We start from the raw sequence: 17817 nt of genomic DNA, 5'->3' as shown, positions 1-17817 counted from the left end.
AACCTCCTGGGTGTCGGGGCAGACCGGCCGAAGACCTCGCTGTCCACGCTCGGTGAGCCTACCCAGCCGTGGGCCCGGGCCGCTCTCCCGGCGCGGTGCCCAGGATGAAGAAGTCCGTGCTCACCGGGTGGGAGTGCACGGGCAGGAGGTGGTCGTAGCGGGTGCCGCTGCGGAACCCGCTCGCGGCCAGCAGGACGCGGGTGCGCTGCGCCGTCAGCCCCGCCCAGTGCGGTGTCGCGCGGCCGATCCGGGCGTAGTCGCGCGCCAGCCGCCACAGGAAGCCGTGGTCGGCGCCGGGCCGCAGCGAGTGCAGCGCGCGGCGCAGGTCGTGGCGCCAGGAGTGCCAGCGGCCGTCGGCGAGCAGCAGGGCGCCGCCCGGCTCCAGGACCTGCCGCCACGCCCGCAGCGCGGCGACGGGTTCGGGCAGCGTCCACAGCACGTACCGCGCGGTCACCAGGTCGAACCTGGTGTCCAGCGCGGCGACGTCGTGCGCGCCGCAGGCCTCCAGCCGCACGTCCACCCCGCGGGCGTGGGCGGCCGCGCGGGCGCAGTCGAGCATCGCGGTGGCGGGATCGATCGCCGTGACCTGGTGGCCGAGCTCGGCGAGCAGCGTGGACAGGAACCCGGTCCCGGTGCCGACGTCGAGCACGCGCAGCGGCCGGTCGCCGCACAGCTCGGCGAGGATCCGCCGGTAGGCCGCGCGCCACTCGTCGCGCTTGTGCTGCGGGTACTGCTGGTAGAAGCGGTCGTAGGCGGGTGCCCGCTCGTGCCGGCTGTCGCGGACGGCGGCCAGCGCGCGCTGGTTCATCGGGATTCCTCCGTGCTTCCGTGCGTCGAGTCCGCACTGTCCACCAGGGAGCGTGCCACCGCTGTTCGCGGGCGGGCGAGGAGTTCGGCGGTGGGGGAGTGCTCGGTGCAGCGTCCCGCGTCGAGCACCTGGATCTCGTCGGCGATCGCGGCGACGGCGGCCAGGTCGTGGCTGATCAGCACCAGCCCGGCGGAGGTGGTGCGGGTGAGCAGGTCGAGCAGCTCGGCGCGGTTGATCGGGTCCTGGCCGGTGGTGATCTCATCGCAGATGAGCACCGAGGGCCGGGCCAGCAGGGCGCGGGCCAGCGCCGCGCGTTGCAGCTGGCCGCCGGAGAGGGCCGCTGGTCGGCGGGCTGCCTGCTCCCGGTCGAGGCCGACCGATTCGAGCGCGCGTTCGGCTTCGGCTCGGGACTGCGCCGTCCGGGCCAGTTGGGCGAGGACCGGGCGGAACTCGTCGAAGGACGCCCGCGCGTCCTGGTGGACGTACTGCACCTTCGTCCGTTGCCGCCGGTCGCGGTGCCGGATGTCGGCGGCCAGCGCGACGCCGTCGAGCAGCACCTCACCGGCGGTCGGGCGGGTCAGCCCGGCCAGGCAGCGGGCGAGGGTCGTCTTGCCCGAGCCGGATCGGCCGACGATGGCGACGCAGCGGCCCGGCGGAACCGCGAGATCGACGCCGTCCAGCAAGCGATCGCCGTTCCTGGCGATCTTCGTGAGGCCGCTGGCCCGCAGTCCGCCCTCCGTCGCGTCGGTGCGGGGAGCCGAGCGCACGCGAGGTGCGGCGGCGAGGAGAGCGCGGGTGTGGTCGTGGGCCGGGGCCGTGAGCACGTGCCGGCCGCGTTCGGCGATACGGCCGTCGTGCAGCACCACGACGGAATCCGCGGTGCGGCGGGCAAGTCCCAGGTCGTGGGTGAGCAGCAGGATCGCGGTGCCACGGCTGGAGATCTGGTTGAGCGCCTCGACGGCTTCGGACTTGGTGATCGCGTCGAGTCCGGTCGCCGGTTCGTCGAGGACGAGCACGTCCGGGCGGTTGAGCACGGCCTGCGCCAGCACCGCGCGCTGCTGCTGGCCACCGGAGAGCTGGTGCGGGTAGCGGCCGAGCAACCCGGCGTCGAAGCTGGCCGCTTGCAGTGCTTCGGGAATCGCCCGGTCGTCGCGGGCCAGCTCGGCCAGCACCCGGCCGATCTTGCGGAGCGGGTTGAGCGCGGCGCCGGGGTGCTGCGGGAGGTAGCCGATGACCGCCGCGCGGGCCGCCCGGCGCTGAGCCGCGGGAAGCCCGAGCAGATCGGTTCCGCCCAGGGCGACGGTCCCGCCGAGGCGCACTCCGCTGCGGCTCTCGCCCTGCAGCGCCAGGCCCAGCGTCGTCTTGCCGCTGCCGGATGCGCCGATCACCGCGGTGATCTCGCCCGGCCGCAGCTCCACGTCGACATCGGCCAGCAGCGCCCGCGCCCCGGCGGAGGCGTGCAGGCCCTGCGCGCTGAGGACGGGTGCGCTCACCGGCTCCCACCTCCGGAGATGCGGCGGTTCCGCCCGAAACCGCCTTCCCGCGCGCCGTTTCGCCAGGTGGTGACCCGTGAGTGTTTTGTGGTGCTATGGCCCCTCAAAGCGCTCACGGGAGCTGAACAGGGGAAACAGAGCCCATCGTGGTCGCGGCGGGCATCGTCGGAGGTGGGCATTCAGGCCTCGTTCCCGCGCGCGAGCGCGTGGTCCAGGAGCAGGTTGACGCCGGTGCACAGCGAGACGAGCAGGCACGCCGGGACCAGGACCGCCGGCGGTTGCAGGAAGAGCGCCTCCTTGTTGCGCTCCACCAGCACCGCCCAGTCGCTGGCCGACGGGGCGAGCCCGAGACCCAGGAAGTTCGCCGACGCCAGCAGGTACAGCACCAGGCTCAGCCGCGTCCCGGCATCGACCAGGACCGGACCCAGCACGCACCGCCCGACGTAGCCGAGGTGGATCCGCCACCACGGCTCGCCCTGCATCGTCATGGCCTCCACCGCCGCGCGGCAGCCGGGCGCCAGCGCGGCGCTGCGGACGATGCGCACCACGGCCGGGAGCTGGAGCAGCGCGATGACCAGCGCCAGCGCGACAGCTCCGCGCCACCCGGCGGCGGCCAGCACCATGAGCACCAGCAGGCCGGGCAGCGCGAGCAGGAAGTCCAGCGCCCGCAGCAGGATTCCACCTGCCCGGCGTTCGGCCAGCAGCAGCGCGAGCGGAACTCCGATCGAATAGGACATCAGCAGCGCGGCGCCGGTCAGCCCGACGATCGACGCGCCGCCGCTGAGCGCGAGCGCCAGGACATCGCGCCCGAGCACATCGGTGCCCAGCGGAAAGGCCGCGTCAGGCGGCTGCATCGGGCGGGCTCGGGACCGCACCGGACCGGCCAGCAGCGGCCCGGCCAGCGCGATCAGCGCGGGAACGCCGAGCAGCACCGTGCCGACGACGACGGTCACCGAGGGGCGTCTCACGCGACCACCTCCCGCTGCGGGACGAGCCGGTGCGACACCACGTCGGCGACCAGGTTCAACGCGATCGTGGTGGTCGCGAACACCAGCGCGTAGCCCTGCACGGCGGGCAGATCGCGCGCCAGCACCGCGCCGGTGAAACCGGAACCCATGCCGGGCAGCGCGAAGACGGCCTCCACCACCACGACACCGCCGAGCAGGCCGTCCACCGCCCGGGCCAGCTGCTGCACGGCCGGAGCCAGCCCGTTGGGCAGCACGTGCCGGAACAGCACGGTGCGCTCGGGCAGCCCGTGCAGCCGGACGTGCAGGGCGTACTCGGCGCCGTCGGCCTCGGCCACGCCGATGCGGACCTGGCGGGCGAGGGCGCACAACTGCTTGCACACCAGCACGCCGACCGGCAGGACGAGCGCCGCCGGCTGGGCCAGCAGCTCCCAACCGGATGCTCCGGCGGCGGTGGCCGGGAGCCAGCCGAGCTGGAGCGAGAACAGCGCGACGAGCAGCAGCGCGAGGGCGAACTCGGGCACCGAGTCGAGCGCGACGATCACGCCGTTGAGCGCTCGGTCCAGCCGCGATCCCCGGCGCATCCCGGTCGTCACGCCGACCGCCACCGCCAGCGGGACGACCACCGCGAGCGCGAACAGCGCCAGCACCGCGGTGGTGGCGAACCCGCGGGAGATCTCGTCGGTGACCGGCGCCCCGGTCAGCAGCGACGTGCCCAGATCGCCCTGCACCGCCCCGCCCAGCCAGTCCAGGAACCGCTCCCGCACCGGCCGGTCCAGCTGCAGCTGCGCGCGCAGCACGGCGATCTGCTCGTCGGTCGCGTGCTCGCCCAGGACGACGACCGCGGTGTCGCCGGGCAGCAGCGAGGTGAGCGCGAAGACGGTGACCGCCACCGCGGCGAGTTGCAGCGCGGCGACCGCCGACCGCCGCAGCACCAGTGCTGCCATCAGCCCAGCGACGCCCGTTCGAAGCGGGCCCAGTCCAGCGAGTTCGGCGGGGCCGCCCGCACACCCGACACCGAGGCCGACACCGCCACGTTCCAGTCGCTGAATCCCCACACGAGCAGTCCGCTCTCGTCCCGTGCCAGGCGCTGGGCATCGCCGAGCAGCCGCGACCGCTCCACTTCGTCCACTGCGGACATGGCTCGGCGGAACAGCGAGTCGAACGCGGGCGAGCGGTACCCGGTGTAGTTGCCGGTGCCCGCACCGCTGCGGATCCGCTCGGACAGGAACGTCGGCAGCGGCAGCGGCGCGGTCCGGGTGAGCGCGGCGACGCCGCTGGTGCGGATGTCGCTGAAGTAGGTCTCCGGCGGGCCGACCCGCGGCGAGACCCGCAACCCGATCTCGGTCAGCTGCTGGGCGATCAGCGCCGAAGCCGACTCGAAGCAGGGATCGACGGTGCTGGTGAGCAGCTCGACCGCGAGACCCTCCGCGCCGGCCTCCCGCACCAGCGACCGGGCGCGATCGGCGTCGCGCTCGCGCTGGGGCAGATCCGGCGGGTAGTGCCGCAGGCCCTTGCCGAACAGGTCGTTGCCCAGCCTGCCGTGCCCGCTGAGCGCGACGTCGACCAGCGCCCGCCGGTCCACACCGGACAGCGCGGCCCGCACCAGGCGCGGGTCGTCGAACGGAGCCCGGTCGACCTTGAGCGCCACGGCCTGCATGGTTCCGTGCGGCGCGGCGAGCAGCCGCGCCCGGCCGTCACCCTGCACCAGTTGCGCGGAGTTCGCGCTGATGTCGTGGATGTAGTGCACCTGGCCGGAGAGCAGGGCCGCGACGCGGGCGCTCTCGTCGTTGATGGGCACGAACTCCAGCTCGGGCAGCTCCGCGGCGCCGTCCCAGTAGCCGTCGAACCGGGTGAACACGGCGGGGCGGCCGGGCTGGAAGGAGCCGAACCGGAACGGGCCGGAACCGATCGGCGCGGTGAAGTCGCTGGTCCCGGCCGGGACGATCTCGGCGGCCGGGGCGCCCCACGCCGACGGGAACTCGAAGTTCGGGGTGTGCAGCACGAGTTCGAGCTCGGAGGCCGACCGGGCCCGGCTGGCCGCGAAGTCGACGTCGAGGAACTGCTTGCGCGCGGGCGAGGAGGTGGCCGGATCGGCGATGCGGCGGTAGCTGTGCAGGACGTCATCGGCGGTGACCGGGCGGCCGTCGTGGAAGCGGGCCTCGCGGAGCCGGATCGACCACCGCGTCCCGGTGGCGTCGGACTCCCACGACTCGGCCAGCCGGGGCACGACGCTCATGTCGTCGGCGTAGCCGACCAGCGTGTCGAACAGCGCCTTCGCCCGCGCCTGGTCGACGAACAGCGAGCTGGTGTGCGGATCGAGCGATTCCTTCGCGCCGCCGGTCGGGAACGCCACGCGCAGCCGCCCGTCCGGCCCGCCCGCGCCGCCACCGCAGGCGGCGAGCGAGGCGACCGCGAGCGATCCCAGCGCTGCTCCGAACAACGCCCGTCGGTTGATCATCGAGTTCCCTTCCCGCGGCCCCGGCACGTCGGCCCGCCGCCGTCCGCGACGGGTTCTCGGGCGCGCGCACGTCATCCCCCGCAGCGCCGAGGGCTGCAGGAGTCTTGGGCGGGGGAGAGCTACGGAATCGTCGAGGAGTCCGGTCGGCGCGCGCGGGCAGCCGCTGCTACGGCGAAGGGCGGTGGTGGCCGGTGCGATCTCGGGCAGCGCGTCGCCGCATGTCCGCGTACCTCCTCCGGGGCTCCGCGACCCCGTGCGAATCGGCACGACGGCGTCAGTCTCCTGACTCGTGGATCGGCGCTGACCGCCCGCCTTCCCGCCGCGGCAGCGGCAGTGGCCCAGGTGGCGGCAGCTCCCCACTCACAGTGGCGGGACCGTGCCGGATTCGCACCGGCTTCCTGCGCACCGTCGCATGAACTCCAGCGGCGACGTTGGCACCGGCCGGGGCGGGTGTCAAGGGCGGTGGCCCGAGATCACGCCCGGAGCCGGGCCAGTGCTCCGGGCGGCGGTGTTGACCTCTACCATTCGGGGGTGGCCGCCTACGACTTCGACGCCTTCGAGCACCTGGACGCCTCGGCCCTGCCGCAGCGCCAGCAGCAGATCCTGGCCACGATCCAGGACTGGGTGAACCGGCACGGGTACTCGCCGAGCACCCGCCAGATCGGCGAAGCGGTCGGCCTGCGCTCGTCCTCTTCGGTCTCCAAGCACCTGAACGCGTTGGAGGACAAGGGATTCCTGCGCCGCAGCGCCACGGTGTCCCGCCCGATCGACGTCCGCGCCTTCCTCCGGCCCGCGGCGGCGCGCGACGAGACCTCGGTGCCGGTGCCCGTGGTCGGCGACATCGCGGCGGGCGCCCCGATCACCGCGGACGAGCACCTCGACGACGTGATGAGCCTGCCCCGCGAGCTGACCGGCCGGGGCAACGTGTTCGGCCTGCGGGTGCGCGGCGACTCGATGGTCGACGCGGCGATCTGCGACGGCGACATCGTGGTGGTCCGCCAGCAGCAGGAGGCGCACTCGGGTCAGATCGTGGCGGCGATGATCGACGACGAGGCGACGGTGAAGGTCTACCGCCGCCGCAACGGCCACGTCCACCTCGAACCCCGCAACCCGGCCTACGAGGTCATCGACGGTGACAACGCGGTCATCCTGGGCATCGTCGTCTCCGTCCTCCGCAGCGTCTGACCCGCGGTCGGCTACGCCCGGTCGAGCGCCGGGCGCTTGGGATCGAAGGTCCAGCCCGGGTGCAGGTGCTGCATCGCCGCCGCGTCGTCGCGGGATCCGAGGCCCTGGCTCAGGTAGAGCTCGTGGGCTTCGGCGACGCGGTCCATGTCGAGGTCGACGCCCAGACCGGGGCCGGCGGGAACGTCGATGCCGCCTTCGGAGATGCGCAGCGGGTCGCGGGTGAGGCGCTGGCCGTCCTGCCAGATCCAGTGCGTGTCGATCGCGGTGATCTCGCCGGGCGCCGCCGCCGCGACGTGGGTGAACATCGCCAGGGACACGTCGAAGTGGTTGTTGGAGTGCGAACCCCAGGTCAGACCCCACTCGTGGCAGAGCTGCGCCACCCGCACCGAGCCGCTCATGGTCCAGAAGTGCGGGTCGGCCAGCGGGATGTCCACCGCGGCGGCGCGGACGGCGTGGTGCAGCTGCCGCCAGTCGGTGGCGATCATGTTGGTGGCCGTGGGCAAGCCCGTCGCGCGGCGGAACTCCGCCATCGTCTCGCGGCCCGAGTAGCCGCCTTCGGCGCCGCACGGGTCCTCGGCGTAGGCCAGGACGTCGCGCAGTGCGCGGCCGATGCCGATCGCTTCGGCCAGCGACCACGCGCCGTTGGGGTCGAGGGTGATCCGCGCTTCGGGGAACCGCTGCGCCAGTGCGGTGACCACTTCGGCTTCGGCCGGGCCCGGCAGCACGCCGCCCTTGAGCTTGAAGTCGCGGAACCCGTAGCGCCGTTGCGCCGCCTCCGCCATGCGCACGACGGCCTGCGGTGTCAGGGCTTCCTCGTGGCGCAGGCGCAACCAGTCGTCGTCGGGCTCGTCCACCGGATCCGGGTAGGGGAGATCGGTCCTGCTCCGGTCACCGACGAAGAACAGGTAGCCCAGCACCGGCACCCGGTCGCGCTGCTGCCCGTCGCCGAGCAGTTCGGCCACCGGCACCTCCAGGTGCTTGCCGAGCAGGTCGAGCATCGCAGACTCGATCGCGGTGACGGCGTGGACGGTGACGCGCAGGTCGAAGGTCTGCGCACCGCGACCGCCTGCGTCGCGGTCGGCGAACCGGCCGCGCACCTCGTTGAGCACCGAGCGCACGCGGGCGACCGGTCGCCCGACGACCAGGTCCGCCGCGTCTTCGAGCGTCCGGCGGATCGGCTCGCCGCCGGGCACCTCACCCACCCCGGTCCGGCCCTCGGAGTCGGTGAGGACCACCAGGTTGCGGGTGAAGTGCGGGGCGTGCGCCCCGCTGAGGTTGAGCAGCATGCTGTCGTGCCCGGCGACCGGGACCACCCGCATCGCGGTGACCACGGGCTGCTTCTGAGTCATGCGTTCCTCCGCGCAGGATCGGGAATCGGGACCGCCCCGGGACAGCTGCCGTCCGCGATCGCGCCCGGCAGCAGCGACGCGGGGACGTCCTGGTAGGCCACGGGGCGCAGGAACCGTTCGATCGCGAGCGTGCCGACGGACGTCGTGCGGGAGTCCGAAGTGGCCGGGAACGGTCCACCGTGGACCATCGCGTGCCCGACCTCGACCCCGGTCGGCCAGCCGTTGAACAGGATCCGCCCGGCCGTCAGCTCCAGCACGGGCAGCAGCTCCGCGGCTTCGGCGTGATCGGCTTCGGCGGCGTGCACCGTGGCGGTCAACTGGCCCTCCAGCCCCTCGGCCACCGCCCGGACCTGGTCCGCGTCGCGGCAGCGGACCACCAGCGAGCACGCGCCGAAGACCTCCTGCTGCAGCTCGGTGTCCGAGGCGAAGCTGTCGGCATCGGTGGCCAGCAGGGCCGCCCGGCAGGTGTTCGGCAGGTCGCTCTCCGCGCCCCTGGCCAGCACCTCCACGGCCGCGTGCGCCGAGAGCCGGGCCACACCGTCGGCGTAGGCGCGGGCGATGGCCGGGGTGAGCATGGTGCTCGGCCGGTTGTCGGCGACCGCCGCGACCGCCGATTCCAGGAAGGTCCGCAGATCGGGTCCGTCGACCGCGATGACCAGGCCAGGATTGGTGCAGAACTGCCCGGCGCCCAGCGCGAGCGAGGTGACGAACCCGTCGGCGATCTCCGCCGCCCGCTCGGCCAGCGCGCCGGGCAGCAGGAACACCGGGTTGGTGCTGCTCATCTCGGCGTACACCGGGATCGGCTGCGGGCGCGCCTGCGCGGCGGCCGCGATCGCCAGCCCGCCGGAGCGCGAACCGGTGAAGCCGACGGCCTGGATGCGCGGGTCGGTGACCAGGCGGATGCCCAGCTCGGGACCGGAACCGAACAGCAGCGAGAAGGTGCCGGGCGGCAGCCCGAGGTCGGCGACCGCGCCGGTCACCGCCCGCGCCACCAGCTCCGAGGTGCCGGGATGGGCGTCGTGGGCCTTGACCACGACCGGGCAGCCGGCGGCGAGCGCGGCCGCGGTGTCCCCGCCCGCGACGGAGAAGGCCAGCGGGAAGTTGCTCGCGCCGAACACCGCGACCGGGCCGAGCGGGATCTGCCGCCGGCGGATGTCGCTGCGCGGCAAGGGCTTCCGGTCGGGCTGTGCCGGGTCGATGCGCGCGCGGGACCAGCTGCCCGCCCGCACGACCTCGGCGAACAGCCGCAGCTGACCGGTGGTGCGAGCGCGCTCTCCGGTCAGGCGGGCGACGGGGAGGCCGGTTTCGCGGTGCGCGCGTTCGATCAGCGCGTCCCCGAGCGATTCGATCCGGTCGGCGATCCGCTCCAGGAACTCCGCGCGCTTCGCATCGGGCAGCGCGCGGTAGTCGGCGAACGCCGCGCGAGCGGCGGTGCAGGCGCGATCGACCTCGTCGGCACCGCCGTGCCCGAAAGCGGGTTCCAGTTCGGCGCCGGTGCTCGGGTCGACCGCCCGGATCTTCTCACCGGTCCCGAAGACATCGGCCCCGGCGATCAGCATCTGTCCGGTGGGTCGCGTCATGATCAGTCCTCCGGCACGCGCTCGACCAGGTCGGCCAGCGCGGCGAGTTCGGCGTCGTCCAGATCGACCAGCGGCGGCCGCACCGGCCCGGCCGGGCGCCCGATGACCCGCATGCCCGCCTTCACGATGCTCACCGCGTATCCGGCGCGCCGGTTGCGGATGTCGCAGTACGGCAGCACGAACTCGTTCAGGTACCGGTACACCGCGGTGCGGTCCCGTTCGGCGACCGCGCGGTAGAAGCGCAGCGCGAACTCGGGCACGAAGTTGAACATCGCCGACGAGTAGGTGGTCACGCCCAGCTCCAGCAGCGGCAGCGCGAAGGTCTCCGCGGTCGGCAGTCCGCCGACGTAGGTGAGCCGGTCGCCGAGCCGGGAGTACAGGCGGGTCATCTTCTCCACGTTGCCCACGCCGTCCTTGAACCCGACCAGGTTCGGGCAGTCCTCGGCCAGCTCCGCGACGGTGGTGTCCTCGAAGACCGCGTTGGCCCGGCTGTAGAGGACCACGCCGAGCTCGGTGGCGGCGCAGACGGCCCGGACGTGCGCGGCGAGCCCCGCCTGGTCGGCTTCGGTGAGGTAGGGCGGGAGCAGCAGCAGCCCGGCGGCTCCGGCGCGCTCGGCGGCGCGGGCCATCTCCACCGCCGTCGCGGTGCCGTACCCGGCGGGCGCGATCACCGGCAGGCCCGCCGGTGCTTCCGCGACGGCGGCGGTGACCACCTGCTCCACCTCGGCCGGGGTGAGCGAGAAGAACTCGCCGGTGCCGCCGGCCGCGAACAGCCCGGCCGCGCCGAAACCGCTCAACCAACCGATGTTCTCGCGGTAGGCGGCCTCGTCGAAGCCGAGGTCGGGCCGGAAGTGGGTCACCGGGAAGGACAGCAATCCGCTGGCGAGCTGCCGGGCCATGCCGGTGGGCGAGTACGCGGACATCAAAGATCTCCTCCGTGGGCGGTTCCTGGCGACGTCGTTGCCGTCCGCGCGGCCCGGCGGCTGGGCGGTGCGTCCGCTGACGAGCAGGAGCGACTTCTTCGGGACGATGCGGGACCGGCCTGCGATCGACAGTAAGGTGGCGCATCAATGCCGGTCCAACTCAAACAATGCATCTACTGATACCGGGACAGCATCGATGTTCACGCTCAACCAACTCACCGGTTTCGTCGCAGTGGCCGAGGAGCAGCACTTCGGCCGCGCCGCGCAGCGGCTGCGCATGACGCAGCCCCCGCTGACGCGGCAGATCCAGCAGCTGGAGAAGGAGCTCAAGGTCCAGCTGTTCGACCGCACCAGCCGCACCGTGCGGCTGACCCCGGCGGGCCGCGCGTTCCTGCAGGACGCGCGACGCCTGCTGCACGAGGCGGAGAACGCCGCGCTCTCGGTGCGGCGCGTGACGCTGGGCCGAGCGGGCATCGTCCGCATCGGCTTCACCGCCACCTCGGCCTACGGCGTGCTCGGCGGCCTGCTGGCCACCGTTCGCGAACACCTGCCGCACGTGGACGTGGTGCTGCACGAGCTGGTGACCCGCGACCAGGCCGAACGGCTGTCGGGCGGTTCCCTGGACCTCGGGCTGGCCCGCCCGCCTGCCGCGCGCCCCGAGCTGGCGTCGCGGCTGTTCCGCTCGGAGCCGCTGCTGGCCGCGCTGCCGGAGGGGCATCCGCTCGCCGGGAGCTCCGAACCGCTGGAACTGGGCGAGTTCCACGGCGCCGACGTGGTGATGTACTCGCCGACCGAAGCGCGGTACTTCCACGAGCTGCTCGTCACGGCCTTCGGCCGGGCCGGGGTGCAGCCGACGTACGTGCAGCACGTCAGCCAGATCCACACCGCCCTGGCGCTGGTCCAGGTCGGGCTCGGCAGCGCGCTGGTGCCCGCGACCGCGGCACGGCTGCGCTTCGAGGGCGTGCGCTTCCGCCCGCTGCGGCTGCCCGAACCGGATCCGGTGGAACTGCACCTGGTCTGGCGCCGCGCGAACGACAACCCGGCCCTGCACGCGCTGCTCGACCTGCTCTGACCCGCGGGCACTCAGCGGCTCCTCGCCCGGACGAGCCGCTGCACCAGCGGGAGCAGGGCGACCGCGGCCAGGAGCACCAGCAGGGTGCCGGAGATCGGCCTGGTGAAGAAGCCCGCCGGGTCGCCCCCGAACAGCAGCAGCGACCGCCGCAGCGAGGTCTCCAGCAGCGAACCGAGGACGAAAGCCAGCACCAGCGGGCCGGGTTCGAAGCCGTACTTCTTCATCAGGTAGCCGAGCACGCCGAACACGATCACCAGCGCGATGTCGAAGGCGCTGTTGCGGACCGTGTAGACGCCCAGCAGCGTGATCAGCACCGTGATGGGCGCGAGCACCGACGGCCGCACCCGCAGGATCTTCACGAACAGCCCGACCAGCGGGACGCTCATGATCAGCAGCAGCACGTTGCCGAGGTACATGGAGTTCACCACGCCCCAGAACAGCTCCGGGTCCTCGTCGACCAGCTGCGGTCCCGGCGTCACGCCCTGGACCAGCAGCGCGCCGAAGATCATCGCCATCGTGGCGTTCGCCGGGATGCCGAGCGTGAGCAGCGGGATGAACGACGACGTCGCCGCGGCGTTGTTCGCCGTCTCCGGTGCGGCCACGCCCTCGACGGCACCGCGACCGAACCGCTCCGGGCTCTTCGACCGGCGCTTCTCCACCGCGTAGGCCGCGAGCGAGGAGAGCGTCGCGCCACCGCCGGGCAGCACGCCGAGCACGAACCCGAGCACCGAGCCCCGGCCGATCGCCCCGGCCGACTGCCGGAGGTCTCCGCGCGACGGCCAGGCGTTGGCGACCCGAGCGGCGGTCGTCGCGCCCCGCTGCCGCTGTTCGAGGTTGTGGAGGATCTCGCCCAACCCGAACAGGCCCATCGCGATCGGCACGAAGTCGAGCCCGTCCGACAGCGGCAGCAGGTCGAAGGTGAACCGCTCGGCGCCGGTGAAGGAATCCCGGCCGACCGTGGCCAGCAGCAGGCCCGCGCACGCGGCGACGAGAGCCTTCACCCGGCCGCCGTTGCTGACGGTGGTGACCAGCAGGATGCCGAGCAGGGCGAGGGCGGTGTACTCGGGCGGGCCGAAGTCGAGCGCGAACCCGGCGATCAGCGGCGCGAGCACCGACAGCGCCACGATCGAGGCGGTGCCGCCGACGAACGAGCCGATCGCCGCGATGCCCAGCGCTGTCCCGGCCCGGCCCTGGCGGGCCAGCGCGTGGCCGTCGAAGACCGTCACCACCGACGACGCCTCGCCGGGCAGCCGCAGCAGCACCGAGGTGATGGTGCCGCCGTACTGCGCGCCGTAGAAGATGCCTGCCAGCATGATGATCGCCGTGACCGGCTCGACGTTGAAGGTCAGCGGCAGCAGGATCGCGATCGTGGCGGCCGGGCCGAGCCCGGGCAGCACGCCGACCAGCATCCCGATCACCACGCCGAGCAGGCAGTGGAGCAGGTTGGCGGGTTCGAGAACGACGCCGAACCCCTCGATCACCGGGGCCAGATCCATCGCCGCTCCTAACGACAGTGTTGGGGTGCGAAGCGACCCGGTGAATGCACCGGAACGGGAGGCCTTTTCCGGCGCAGCGTTGCCGGTTCCGGCCGCTTGCGGGCAGATTCGTGCCTAGAACAGGTGGGGGACGGGCACCTTCAGCAGGCCGACGAACACCACGTAGAACGCCACCACGATCCCGAGGCCGCCGAACACCGACGTCGACCACGACTCCCGGCCGAGGAACCGCAGCCACGCGAACGCCAGCAGTGCGGCCGGGATCTCGAACCCGATCACCGTGATCGCAGCGGCGAAACCGGCCATGGCGGCGACACCGGCCAGGACCGCCCAGCTCGCCGACGACATCCGCTCCGCGTCGTCCGTCCGCCGCACCAGCAGGCCGAGCACGACGCCGAGCACCGCGATCGCCGCGCTGACCAGGAACGGCCAGGTCCCCGCCGCCGGTTCCGCGGCGCTGCCCAGCCCCAACGACCAGGACCCGACCGCGCCGCAGATCCCGACGCCGACCACGACGAGCGCGACGACCGCGTTCGCGGCCATCCCGGCCGGACGCCCGGGCTCCGGCCCGGCGTCGCTCACTTCGGCCCGCCGAGGTCGATCCCGTGCTGCCGGGTCATGGCGCGGTAGCTCTCCAGCGAGCTGGTCCACTCCTGAACCACCTGCGCGCCGTCGACCTCGTGCGGCGTGAGCAGGTTGTCCTCGTTGAACTTCCGGTAGCGCTCGGTGGCGAAGGTGGCCTGGAACGCCTTGCGCAGCCGCTCCACCCGCTCCGGCGGGGTGTCCTTCGGCGCGACGATCGCGCGGAACTGCGAAACCCGCACGTCGTAGCCCTGTTCCACGGCAGTCGGAGTTTCCGGCAGGTACCGGCTGCGCTGCGCGGCGAAGGTGGCGAGCGGGGTCAGCCGACCGGCCTCGATCTGGCCGATCGCCTCGCCGAGCTGGACGGCGGCGACGTCGACCTGGCTGCCGAGGACCGCGGTCATCGCCGGTGATCCGCCGTCGAAGGGCACCGCGGTGCCTGCGATCCCGGCCTGCTCGAACAGCAGCTCCTGGGCCAGCTGGCTGCCGGTGCCGACGCCGGTCGTGGCGAACTTGAGGTCGCGGCCGGCCCGGGCCAGGTCGGGCACCGAGCGCAGGCCGGAAGCGGTGTTGGCGACGAGGACGTAGTCGTCCTGCGAAACCCCGGTGATCACCTCGTAGTCGTTGATGTCCACGGCTTCCTCCGGCGCGACAGCCAGCGGCGTGATGGAGGTCAGCGACGCGTTGAGCACCAGGACGTGCTGGCCGTCGGGCTGCTCGCCGGCGAGTTCGTTCGCGGCCAGCGCCCCGTTGGCGCCGGGAGTGTTGACCACCGGCATCGCGACGCCGAGGTCGTCGGCGGCACCGTCGGCCAGGGCGCGACCGATGAGATCGGTGCTCCCGCCGGGAGCCTGGCCGACCAGCATCGTCACCGGGCCGCTGGGGAACTCCGCGCCGCCGCTGGAGAGGTTTCCCCCGCACGCGGCGAGCGGCAGGGAGAGCACCGCGGCGAGCGCGGGTGGCAGAACTCTTCGGCGTGCAGGCGATTTCGACGTCATTCGGGGCTCCTTCGGTCCGAGGCGGCCCACCGTTCCGCTGTGAGCGCGGTCACGATGTCGAACGCTCGGCAGCCTAAGTTCGCGTCCGATGCGTGTCCAAGGTCGATTGGGTATCGAGTGATACCGTCCGCGCATCGCCACCGGAAACCCGCGCGTCACCCGGGGTGGCGCCCATTTCGCGAGGAATCGACCGTCACCCGGGTGAACGTCGATTTCGGCGCGAGATCGACGCATCGGCGGCGCAGGGCGTGCTCTCGATGCGGGCAGGGTATTGATCGATGTTCATTCGGTGTTGGACCGGAATCGCCGCGCCGACTTAACGTCCTGGTCACCGCGGACCGCTCCGCAGCGACCGGGAGGACACCGATGTCTGACACCGCAACAGCTTCCACCGTCGGGCGGGCAGGTGCGCCGACCAGCCGCCGCCGCATCCCGACCCGATACTTGGTCCTGTCGCTGATCTTCATCATCACGGCCCTCAACTACGCCGACCGCAGCAGCCTGTCGATCACCGGAACCAGCCTGCAGGCCGATCTCGGCTTCGACAGCGTGCAGCTCGGCTACATCTTCTCCGCGTTCAGCTGGGCCTACGTGGTGGGGCAGCTGCCCGGCGGAATCCTGCTCGACCGCTTCGGCGCCCGCCGCGTCTACGCCCTGAGCCTCGCGCTGTGGACGGCGGTCACCGCCGCGATCAGCCTGGTCGGGCTGATCACCACACCGGTGCTGGTGTCGGTGGCGATCATCTTCGCGCTCCGGCTGCTGCTGGGCGTCTTCGAATCGCCCGCGTTCCCGGCGAACGCGCGGGTGGCCACGGCCTGGTTCCCGACGGCCGAGCGTGGTCGCGCCACCGCGGTGTTCAACTCCGCCCAGTACTTCGCCACCGCCCTGTTCGCCCCGCTGATGGGCTGGATCACCCACGAGTTCGGCTGGCGGTGGGTGTTCGTCCTGCTGGGCGTGCTCGGCCTGGCGCTGGCCGTGATCTGGCTGCGCTGGATGGATTCGCCGCGCAACCACCCGCGCGTCACCGCGGAGGAGCTCGAGGCGATCAGCGCAGGCGGCGGGCTGGTCGACCTGGACGCCCCGAAGACCGCCGAGGCCCACCAGCGCACCCGGCTCGACCGGCGGACGATCGCCCAGATCTTCTCCGCCCGTCCGCTGTGGGGCCTCTACCTCTCGCAGTACGCGGTGAACGCGCTGACCTACTTCTTCATCACGTGGTTCCCGGTGTACCTGGTCGAGGGCCGCGGATTGTCCCTGCTGGAAGTCGGTTTCGTCGCGGCGCTGCCCGCGCTGTGCGGGTTCGCCGGTGGTCTGGCGGGCGGTTTCGCCTCCGACGCCCTGCTGCGCCGCGGTCACTCGCTGACCTTCGCCCGCAAGCTGCCGTCGGTCATCGGCATGACGCTGGCGACCAGCATCGCGCTGTGCAGCACCACCGACAGCAGCGCGCTGATCGTGGCGATCATGACGCTGGCCTTCTTCGGCAAGGGAATCGGCTCGCTGGGCTGGGCGATCACCACGGATCTCGCGCCGCCGCAGGCGACCAGCTTCGTCGGCTCGACGATGAACGCGTTCGGCAACATCGCGGGCATCGTGACGCCGATCGTCATCGGCTACACCGTGCAGGCCACCGGTTCCTTCGACGTGGCGCTGTGGTTCGTCGCCGCGCACGGGGCGCTGGCGCTGGTCGGGCTGGCCGTGATGGGCACGATCAAGCGCATCCGGCTGGACGAACCGCGATGAAGTCCACAACAGACGAACGGAAGAGGGAGCTCATGACCGCAACGCTGGACCGGATCACCCGCGTGGAGATCTCGTCGGTGACGCTGCCGCTGCCCACCGCGATCAGCGACGCCAAGGTGCTCACCGGGCGGCAGAAGCCGATGACCGAGGTGGCGGTGCTCTTCGCCGAGATCACCACGGCGAGCGGTCTGGAGGGCATCGGGTTCAGCTACTCCAAGCGCGCGGGCGGCCCCGGGCAGTACGCCCACGCGCGGGAGATCGCCCCGGTGCTCATCGGCGAAGATCCCAGCGACATCGCCAAGATCTGGGACAAGCTCGTCTGGGCCGGAGCCTCCGTCGGCCGCAGCGGGTTGTCGGTGCAGGCGATCGCCGCCTTCGACGTCGCGCTGTGGGACCTCAAGGCCAAGCGCGCGGGCCTGCCGCTGGCGAAACTCCTCGGCGCGCACCGCGATTCGGTGCGCTGCTACAACACCTCCGGCGGTTTCCTGCACGCGCCGATCGGGGAGGTGGTGGAGCGGGCGGCGGAGTCGGTGGCCGGTGGCATCGGCGGCATCAAGATCAAGGTCGGCCACCCGGACAACGCCGTCGACCTGGCCCGGGTGAGCGCGGTCCGGGAGGAGATCGGCGACGGTGCGGCGCTGATGGTCGACGCCAACCAGCAGTGGGACCGCCCCACCGCGCGGCGCATGTGCCGAGCCCTGGAACCGCTGAACCTGGTGTGGATCGAAGAGCCCCTGGACGCCTACGACTTCGAGGGCCACGCCGCGCTCGCGTCGAACTTCGACACCCCGATCGCGACGGGTGAGATGCTGACCAGCGCGGCCGAGCACCGCGAGCTGATCCGGGCGGGCGGGGCCGACGTCGTCCAGCCCGACGCCCCGCGGGTCGGCGGCATCACCCAGTTCCTGAAGGTGATGTCCCTGGCCGACGACCGGAACCTCCAGCTGGCCCCGCACTTCGCGATGGAGATCCACATCCACCTCGCGGCGGCCTACGCCCGGGAACCGTGGGTGGAGCACTTCGAATGGCTCGACCCGCTGTTCGGCGAGCACCTCCGCATCGAGAGCGGCCGGATGCACCTGTCACCGCGCCCGGGTCTCGGTGTGACGATCAGCGACCAGGCCCGCGCCTGGACGGTCGCCCGGCACGAAGTCCGCGCCTGACC

At 72.6% G+C, this 17817-nt stretch carries 15 protein-coding genes and 1 riboswitch; of the genes, 4 read left to right on the top strand and 11 right to left on the bottom strand.

Annotated elements, in window-relative coordinates:
* Window positions 1–58 precede the first annotated feature (58 nt).
* The 5 genes from C4T78_RS00625 to C4T78_RS00605 all read right to left on the bottom strand — a co-directional run bounded on the left by C4T78_RS00625 (window position 59) and on the right by C4T78_RS00605 (window position 5727).
* On the bottom strand, window positions 59–808 hold the full coding sequence (locus C4T78_RS00625) for a class I SAM-dependent methyltransferase (RefSeq protein ID WP_093346308.1): 750 nt from the start codon (window positions 806–808) through the stop codon (window positions 59–61).
* Complete coding sequence (locus C4T78_RS00620; RefSeq protein ID WP_218161437.1) at window positions 805–2301, bottom strand: ABC transporter ATP-binding protein; 1497 nt, start codon at window positions 2299–2301, stop codon at window positions 805–807. The genes C4T78_RS00625 and C4T78_RS00620 overlap by 4 nt, the downstream gene beginning before the upstream one ends.
* Before the next feature lie 179 nt (window positions 2302–2480).
* Entirely contained in the window at window positions 2481–3269 is a 789-nt protein-coding gene (locus C4T78_RS00615) for an ABC transporter permease subunit (RefSeq protein WP_235863004.1), read from the bottom strand.
* Window positions 3266–4213: an ABC transporter permease gene (locus C4T78_RS00610; RefSeq protein ID WP_093346311.1), complete on the bottom strand. Its 948-nt coding sequence runs from the start codon at window positions 4211–4213 to the stop codon at window positions 3266–3268. The genes C4T78_RS00615 and C4T78_RS00610 overlap by 4 nt, the downstream gene beginning before the upstream one ends.
* Window positions 4213–5727 (bottom strand): ABC transporter substrate-binding protein, encoded by a 1515-nt coding sequence (locus tag C4T78_RS00605; RefSeq protein ID WP_177247385.1) that lies wholly within the window; start codon window positions 5725–5727, stop codon window positions 4213–4215. Before C4T78_RS00605 ends, C4T78_RS00610 begins: the two co-directional genes overlap by 1 nt.
* A 253-nt stretch (window positions 5728–5980) precedes the next feature.
* Window positions 5981–6152: riboswitch (cobalamin riboswitch) on the bottom strand.
* 106 nt (window positions 6153–6258) lie between these two features.
* On the opposite strand from C4T78_RS00605, the gene lexA reads away from it, so the two are divergent.
* A complete protein-coding gene (gene lexA, locus C4T78_RS00600; protein ID WP_093346314.1) occupies window positions 6259–6912 on the top strand; it encodes a transcriptional repressor LexA in 654 nt (217 codons plus the stop codon).
* Window positions 6913–6923: 11 nt separating this feature from the next.
* On the opposite strand, the gene C4T78_RS00595 is transcribed toward lexA, so the two are convergent.
* Genes C4T78_RS00595 through kdgD form a run of 3 tightly spaced genes read right to left on the bottom strand, consistent with a single transcriptional unit; the run spans window position 6924 to window position 10764 of the window.
* Complete coding sequence (locus C4T78_RS00595; protein WP_093346316.1) at window positions 6924–8261, bottom strand: enolase C-terminal domain-like protein; 1338 nt, start codon at window positions 8259–8261, stop codon at window positions 6924–6926.
* Window positions 8258–9841, bottom strand: a complete 1584-nt coding sequence (locus C4T78_RS00590; protein WP_093346319.1) for an aldehyde dehydrogenase (NADP(+)) — start codon at window positions 9839–9841, stop codon at window positions 8258–8260. The genes C4T78_RS00595 and C4T78_RS00590 overlap by 4 nt, the downstream gene beginning before the upstream one ends.
* Window positions 9842–9843: 2 nt before the next feature.
* Window positions 9844–10764, bottom strand: coding sequence for a 5-dehydro-4-deoxyglucarate dehydratase (gene kdgD, locus C4T78_RS00585; RefSeq protein WP_093346322.1), 921 nt, complete (start codon window positions 10762–10764; stop codon window positions 9844–9846).
* Between the two features lie 196 nt (window positions 10765–10960).
* On the opposite strand from kdgD, the gene C4T78_RS00580 reads away from it, so the two are divergent.
* On the top strand, window positions 10961–11836 hold the full coding sequence (locus C4T78_RS00580) for a LysR family transcriptional regulator (protein WP_093346324.1): 876 nt from the start codon (window positions 10961–10963) through the stop codon (window positions 11834–11836).
* Window positions 11837–11847: 11 nt separating this feature from the next.
* Here C4T78_RS00580 and C4T78_RS00575 read toward each other — a convergent pair whose 3' ends face one another.
* From C4T78_RS00575 to C4T78_RS00565, 3 genes are all read right to left on the bottom strand, one after another.
* Window positions 11848–13332 carry a tripartite tricarboxylate transporter permease gene (locus C4T78_RS00575; protein ID WP_093346327.1) on the bottom strand — a complete coding sequence of 495 codons (1485 nt, stop codon included), beginning with the start codon at window positions 13330–13332 and terminating at the stop codon, window positions 11848–11850.
* A 114-nt stretch (window positions 13333–13446) separates the two neighbouring features.
* The gene (locus tag C4T78_RS00570; protein ID WP_218161438.1) at window positions 13447–13914 is read right to left on the bottom strand and encodes a tripartite tricarboxylate transporter TctB family protein; all 468 of its coding nucleotides are present in this window, start codon (window positions 13912–13914) and stop codon (window positions 13447–13449) included.
* Window positions 13911–14912, bottom strand: a complete 1002-nt coding sequence (locus tag C4T78_RS00565) for a Bug family tripartite tricarboxylate transporter substrate binding protein (RefSeq protein ID WP_093346331.1) — start codon at window positions 14910–14912, stop codon at window positions 13911–13913. The genes C4T78_RS00570 and C4T78_RS00565 overlap by 4 nt, the downstream gene beginning before the upstream one ends.
* Before the next feature lie 366 nt (window positions 14913–15278).
* Between C4T78_RS00565 and C4T78_RS00560 the strand changes: the two genes are divergently transcribed.
* Window positions 15279–16652 carry an MFS transporter gene (locus C4T78_RS00560; RefSeq protein WP_093346333.1) on the top strand — a complete coding sequence of 458 codons (1374 nt, stop codon included), beginning with the start codon at window positions 15279–15281 and terminating at the stop codon, window positions 16650–16652.
* Between the two features lie 32 nt (window positions 16653–16684).
* The gene (locus C4T78_RS00555; RefSeq protein ID WP_093346337.1) at window positions 16685–17815 is read left to right on the top strand and encodes an L-talarate/galactarate dehydratase; all 1131 of its coding nucleotides are present in this window, start codon (window positions 16685–16687) and stop codon (window positions 17813–17815) included.
* The last annotated feature ends 2 nt before the right edge of the window (window positions 17816–17817 follow it).

This window comes from Saccharopolyspora kobensis (assembly GCF_900108315.1).
GTDB classification, from domain to species: domain Bacteria; phylum Actinomycetota; class Actinomycetes; order Mycobacteriales; family Pseudonocardiaceae; genus Saccharopolyspora; species Saccharopolyspora kobensis.
Note: the sequence above shows the minus strand (reverse complement) of the source record. Positions and strands in the feature narration are given on the sequence as shown.

What these genes read in the sequence shown, in the direction of transcription:
- C4T78_RS00625 (WP_093346308.1), bottom strand. Translation starts at nt 808, where the DNA reads ATGAACCAGCGCGCGCTGGCCGCCGTCCGCGACAGCCGGCACGAGCGG.
- C4T78_RS00610 (WP_093346311.1), bottom strand. Translation starts at nt 4,213, where the DNA reads ATGGCAGCACTGGTGCTGCGGCGGTCGGCGGTCGCCGCGCTGCAACTC.
- C4T78_RS00605 (WP_177247385.1), bottom strand. Translation starts at nt 5,727, where the DNA reads ATGATCAACCGACGGGCGTTGTTCGGAGCAGCGCTGGGATCGCTCGCG.
- C4T78_RS00595 (WP_093346316.1), bottom strand. Translation starts at nt 8,261, where the DNA reads ATGACTCAGAAGCAGCCCGTGGTCACCGCGATGCGGGTGGTCCCGGTC.
- C4T78_RS00590 (WP_093346319.1), bottom strand. Translation starts at nt 9,841, where the DNA reads ATGACGCGACCCACCGGACAGATGCTGATCGCCGGGGCCGATGTCTTC.
- kdgD (WP_093346322.1), bottom strand. Translation starts at nt 10,764, where the DNA reads ATGTCCGCGTACTCGCCCACCGGCATGGCCCGGCAGCTCGCCAGCGGA.
- C4T78_RS00580 (WP_093346324.1), top strand. Translation starts at nt 10,961, where the DNA reads ATGTTCACGCTCAACCAACTCACCGGTTTCGTCGCAGTGGCCGAGGAG.
- C4T78_RS00575 (WP_093346327.1), bottom strand. Translation starts at nt 13,332, where the DNA reads ATGGATCTGGCCCCGGTGATCGAGGGGTTCGGCGTCGTTCTCGAACCC.
- C4T78_RS00565 (WP_093346331.1), bottom strand. Translation starts at nt 14,912, where the DNA reads ATGACGTCGAAATCGCCTGCACGCCGAAGAGTTCTGCCACCCGCGCTC.
- C4T78_RS00560 (WP_093346333.1), top strand. Translation starts at nt 15,279, where the DNA reads ATGTCTGACACCGCAACAGCTTCCACCGTCGGGCGGGCAGGTGCGCCG.
- C4T78_RS00555 (WP_093346337.1), top strand. Translation starts at nt 16,685, where the DNA reads ATGACCGCAACGCTGGACCGGATCACCCGCGTGGAGATCTCGTCGGTG.